This window comes from Pontibacter sp. HJ8 (genome assembly GCF_054824225.1).
In genome coordinates, this window is record NZ_JSYF01000549.1 from 1 (window position 1) to 1,491 (window position 1,491).

Sequence of the window (1,491 nt, forward strand, 5' to 3'; positions counted from 1 at the left end):
ATTCAACTTTAGCCAAATAAGATGAACTTTAGATTTCGTAACCTAATGATGCCCCTGCTGGCAGGAGCTATCACTCTTTCGTGTGACAAAAAAGAACTCGAAGAACTTTCTCCAAGCGCCGCTTTAAGCGCCGAAACCACCGGCCAGGCTACGGCCAACCACATTTTCGAAGAAACATTTGAAGGCAGCACCGCCTTTGACGGCCGCCACAAGCAGTTCGGCACTTCTTATTCTTTCCAGATGGCCACCAATCCTGTCTTCCAGGGCGCCAAGTCGGGCCGCTTCGAGCTGCGTAGCTCTGACGGTGAAGTAGCAAACGGTACTCGTGCCGAGGTAATCGTGGCTGACCCGGCTACCAACAAGAACCGCTGGTACAGCTTTGCGGCTTATTTTCCTTCCAAGGACTATGCTTATGATTCGGGCAGCGAAGTGATCAGCCAGTGGTGGCAGAGCTCAGGCACGACGCAAGCCACCTCACTGCGGGTACGTAAGGACCGGCTCATCCTGCGGACAGGCAACAACTCAGGCAGCCTGAAAGAGATCGACCTGGGCGCGGTCACCAAGGACAGCTGGCAGGAGTATGTGTTTCACTTCATTCACTCCTACGGCACAGACGGGCTGATCGAGGTCTGGAAGAACGGTACCAAGATCCTCACCCACAAAGGAGGCAACATGTACGACACCAAGATGCCTAACTGGAAGATCGGCGTATACAAAGCCTCCTGGAACAGCGGTTCTACGGAGACAACAAAGAGAGTTTTGTACTTCGATAACATTCGCGTAGGTAACGAAAAGGCATCTTTCTCTGAAATGTCTTCTTCAGGTAGTAATTCGACACCACCAGCAGAGACTGCTCCGGTTGAAACTAATCCAACGGAGCCAACACCAACACCTGAGAGTGGCACGTCTGCGCCAGGAGCAGGGAGTGTAATTCTTGTAGATGCACATACAGAGAAGGACGTAATGACTGTAACTAATGGGGCCACTCTGAGCTTCAGCGCGCTTGGGACTAAAAAGTTTAACTTCCGTTCTAATGTTGATCCTTCCGGTGTAGGTAGCTTGAAGTTTGATCTGAAAGGAGCCAAGAACCATACTTATACCGACAACGCGGCCCCTTTCGCCCTGTATGGAGACGATGGCAATGGCAACTACTATTTCGGTAACCAAATCATGCCTACTGGCAGCTATACCTTAACCGTTACGCCATATTCAGGCAGCAATGGTTCGGGAACTGCAGGAACGCCTGTGACAGTTAGCTTTAGTATAGTAGAGTCTGGTACGGGTACTACTCCGACAGAGCCAGCCGCGGGCAGTACAGGTACAGCTACTTCTCAGATAACAAGCCTGTTGTTAGTTGATGCACATACTGAAAAAGATGTAATGACCGTAACCAACGGCGCTTCGCTGAGTTTTAGCGCACTGGGCACCACTAAGCTGAACTTCCGGGCCAACCTGGCCTCTTCGGTAGGAAGTGTGAAGTATACCCTGACC

At 51.1% G+C, this 1,491-nt stretch carries 1 protein-coding gene; it reads left to right on the top strand.

Annotation, left to right across the window (positions count from 1 at the left end; genetic code table 11):
• Window positions 1–21 precede the first annotated feature (21 nt).
• Window positions 22–1,491 (top strand): polysaccharide lyase (locus OB13_RS19255; RefSeq protein WP_461491811.1); only part of this gene is annotated, 1,470 nt, incomplete at its 3' end.